Origin of the sequence: Alteromonas sp. BZK5 (assembly GCF_014349115.1) — a bacterium.
Lineage (GTDB): Bacteria > Pseudomonadota > Gammaproteobacteria > Enterobacterales > Alteromonadaceae > Alteromonas > Alteromonas macleodii.
Genome location: NZ_JACSOE010000165.1, coordinates 1 through 3,959 on the forward strand (window position 1 = coordinate 1; position 3,959 = coordinate 3,959).

The window sequence follows — 3,959 nt, forward strand, 5'->3', positions numbered from 1 at the left end:
GTACTGATTAAAGTCATACTGATAAGCGCGTTTCGTATTTTCTGACTTTAATTCCCATACATCGTCTTTTAACTCACGTAAGTTTCCAATTACGCGGTCGCGATCTGATTCGGCGATCGCCATCGGTACATTTTCGACATGAATTAACATTGAGGACATAATTAGGTGCTTTTTTATTGTTTAAGATAATTTGGCTTATATTAAATAATAGAGCAGGGGAGTAAGGCGATCAAGGCTTTTTATATAACGTTATATGTAACGCTTTATTTTAAAGCGCGGGGCAGGGCAGCTATAGGTCAAATAGAATGCGTTACATATAACACTTTTAGATTTTTATAGAGGTATTTAGAGTGAGGACAACAATCACATTGTTTTCGTTCACATCTGGCACCAAAGGACGAGAACTATAAAAGCGTTACAAATAACGTTTTTATGTTGGGGCCAGTTTACTATATGATGGAACAAATTTGATAGCGAGCAAGTACCATGACAGAAGACAGTCTTTGGCAGACATTCTTGGACGAACAATTAGCGTCCTTTTTAAGTTCATTACCTGATAAGGATATCCAAATCCCCTTTAGTATAGAAGCAAAAATGCTCGAGTGGGGTGGACTGGGTAAAACCCGATGTTTCATCGCGATGCGTAAATATATAAGACCAGCCAAAGTCACTGCCTTCGAGAAAACCTTTGAGGAATTCAAAGCGCAATCCCGCGCTAGCCTTTGGACGTCATACCTCCACAAACACCTCGTTAAGTTTCTTAAATCCGTGCCAGAGTCAGAGTATCTGCAGGATAAAGAAACCCTTTTGGCCACCGACACCAACATACTCAATTCATGGCTATCACTTGAGCCTAGACCGCTATATAAGGCGATGAGGCCGTGGCTATCACAACCGGTCATTAAGCAATTTCAAAACCGCTATCGTGCTTTCAAACACCGAGGTCTTAAAAATATCGAGACGATTGAGGTGTCGCCAAAGACTAAGCAATTAATTGACAGAGTTAAGAGAAAAACATACGCCGAAAACTATGATGAAGTTTTCGAGATGTTATTCTCTAAGGATTACGCCGTCACGAAGGATGAAGAGGTTGCCGCTGCCAAACAGCGCATCTCAGACGAGCTCCCACCGTCAACAAACCTTTTTTTAGAACACTTTCTACTACGTCTCAACCCCAATGATAGAAACAGAGTCAAGATGCTGATAGAACTCTCTTACAATGCAGGATGGGACGACGCCAAGAAAAGCAAAAAGCGGAAGGGCGATCCGAAGATGGAAGCCCTCGTTGATTTCGAACTTTTCAATACCGCGGCCAGTTTCGTCAATACTCATAACCTTGACGATGATACCGAAGCGTAAATAACTAGCACACTGAATGGTAGAAAGAACTCTAATGCAAATACTATGAATCAACGTGCGCCGCTAAAATATCCAGGTTCTAAGCAGCTGATGATGAAAAGACTGCTGAGACACTTACCCAAGAAAGGTGATGTGCTTATTGACGTATTCACCGGGAGCGCATCGGTACCACTGAATACCGAATATAAGGAATATCACCTCAATGATGCCAACACAGACCTAATTTCACTGTATCGGTTCATACAACAGGATGTAAGCACGTTTATCATTGAAAGTAGAAAGCTATTTAATACGTCGACCAATAACCCTGAATTCTATTATTCGGTGAGAGAAAAGTTTAACCAATCACAGGACAATACTGAGCGAGCGTTATTGCTCCTATATCTTAATAGGCATTGTTTTAACGGGCTTTTGAGATACAACTCAAGGGGTTTATTCAACACGCCTTTTGGCCGGTATAGCTCCCCATATTATCCAGAAAAGGAATTAGAGCATTTTGCTGAAAAGCTTGAAAACGCGACTTTTTATAATATGGAGTTCTCCGACTTTTTGTACGAAATGGAAGATAAGTTCATTGGAACAGGTCTCAAGTGTCAGTGCTACGTTGATCCACCGTACATTAAACACGACGAACAAACTCAAGTATTCACTCAATACACTGCTAATGGTTTTTCATTAAACCATCACCGGGCTCTGAATAAACTACTGTCCGACAACCGAGCAATGTATGACAAGATTCTGGTATCAAATCATGAGGGTAAAAGACTCAAAGAAATTTATAACGGAGCTGTAAAAACTGTAAGGTTTAGAGTGCCACGGACAATATCTTCCAGAGTTGCAAAGAGGACTTCAGCACCAGAGGTTCTTCTTTATTATTAGCTTTCATGGTGTGTGAATGGCAGTAAGAACACCTGCATTGTAAAAAGATTTGTTAGATATGGATTTTGCACCAGCCGTAAATCAATTAGCCGGCTAAACTTTACTTGTTTTAAATGTAACTCTACAAACACAAAAGTACATCAAAAAACGAAGATTTTTTCTTAAACTGTACTGACTGCGGTGAGAAATCATTGATTGATATTAATCACTCATCAAAGTGACAAAAATACTTCCTCAAATCAAGCTGAACACTTCTTTAATACACTTCCATCAACTGTATTAGTAGGCAGACCCTAATGAGAAAAAAATTAGCACTGATTTCATCTAAAGAAGCATCAAATAGATTAAATGTACCTGAGTTGGCACTTGGGCAGTTAGTCATGGACCGTAAATTGACTATTCATGCTAGCTTTCAATTTTGCGAAAAAGAAATCAAAAAATTGTCTCTCACCGACTTAACCCGTTACCGTTAATTATAGGAAAATAGCGCACCAAAAAGTTCATAGTAAATTAGTTATAAATCACTCTCCTAAGGACATGACTATGAGCACAGCCTTTCTTGCAACACATCTTTTGCGCAGTCACTCTATTAAACGCTGGCCATTGATGTTTTCGGTTCGAGAAGAAACGTTAGCAGGCCACCTTGCTGATACCTGCATGCTCGGGCATTTACTTGCCGCGGTCGCTGTAGATATATGCGGAAGACAAGACATTGAACCGGATAAGGTTGCTTCATATTGTCTTTTCCACGAAATATCAGAGTCTTTACTTGGTGATATTAATTCTAAAGCAAAGCACATCAACAAAGAGACTCACCAGGCCATAAAGACAGTAGAAAATCACTTTGAAGCACTTTCTATTGATATGCTGCCTGATGCTTTAAAAGCTCGGTATACACCTTTAATTAGCCAAGATAAAAATGAGATAAACGCAAAAGTTGCCAAGATCGCTGACTCATTTGCAGCGATAATTAAGTGCCAGTGGGAAATAAGCAGGGGTAACCAAGTCGAATTCTTAGAGGCTAGAGATAGTATTCAAGAACAGATTGATGTTTACGCAGAAAAGTATGATTTCGTGAGAACATTTATTAACCTATTTTTGAACGAGGACATAACACGGATTTCCGTAGATAAGTTAATGCCGAGAGACTGGGTAAAAAACACCGACGCAGGAAAGATGAGAGATTAAAAAGTGTTGAATGTTTAAAGCCCATTGAGAACAATGGGCTTCCTGTATTTGTAGTAGTGTGAGTACCTAGGGGTAGTGTCGTAATCTCACTCACTGATTCACGGTATTCACATGGATTAATATTCACATGGATTAATGTGATTACCAAGGGATACTGACGGTATAAGTACCAAGCGATTTTGACGTAACCACACTATCAATGTTGCTGCTCTTCGGCAAGCTTTGCCAATCGTAACGCAGTAGTATTCATGTTTTCCCTTAGCCAAATATTGCGAACGCCGCTAGCGTGTATATCGACGTTTCTTTCAGATTTGAGCAGCCGTGACACCTTGGATTGACCTAGATGTGGGTTAGCCAGAGAGAATTCGATGACGACTTCCTCAATGGCTCTGTCGGTACGATTTTTGTGATGAAGATCCGGCGTTTCCTGACGTTTTAACGATTCGATTCCACCTTGTTTTATCAGTTTACGATGGCGGTAAATCGTATCGCGGGAGACGCCACTAAGCCGAGATGCTTCTGCCACATTTCCA

At 40.3% G+C, this 3,959-nt stretch carries 5 protein-coding genes; 4 read left to right on the plus strand and 1 reads right to left on the minus strand.

The features are described from left to right. The first annotated feature begins 486 nt into the window (after positions 1 to 486). The 4 genes from BIZ39_RS20625 (at position 487) to yfbR (ending at position 3,426) form a co-directional block, all read left to right on the plus strand. A complete protein-coding gene (locus tag BIZ39_RS20625) occupies positions 487 to 1,359 on the plus strand; it encodes a hypothetical protein (RefSeq protein WP_187447934.1) in 873 nt (290 codons plus the stop codon). Between the two features lie 45 nt (positions 1,360 to 1,404). Beyond that, positions 1,405 to 2,238: a DNA adenine methylase gene (locus BIZ39_RS20630; protein WP_187447935.1), complete on the plus strand. Its 834-nt coding sequence runs from the start codon at positions 1,405 to 1,407 to the stop codon at positions 2,236 to 2,238. 296 nt (positions 2,239 to 2,534) lie between these two features. Then, entirely contained in the window at positions 2,535 to 2,711 is a 177-nt protein-coding gene (locus tag BIZ39_RS20635; protein ID WP_187447936.1) for a hypothetical protein, read from the plus strand. Between the two features lie 70 nt (positions 2,712 to 2,781). Beyond that, complete coding sequence (gene yfbR, locus BIZ39_RS20640) at positions 2,782 to 3,426, plus strand: 5'-deoxynucleotidase (RefSeq protein ID WP_187447937.1); 645 nt, start codon at positions 2,782 to 2,784, stop codon at positions 3,424 to 3,426. A 196-nt stretch (positions 3,427 to 3,622) separates the two neighbouring features. On the opposite strand, the gene BIZ39_RS20645 is transcribed toward yfbR, so the two are convergent. Further along, positions 3,623 to 3,959, minus strand: a 337-nt coding sequence (locus BIZ39_RS20645; RefSeq protein WP_187447938.1) for a helix-turn-helix domain-containing protein, incomplete at its 5' end; no start/stop codon positions are given.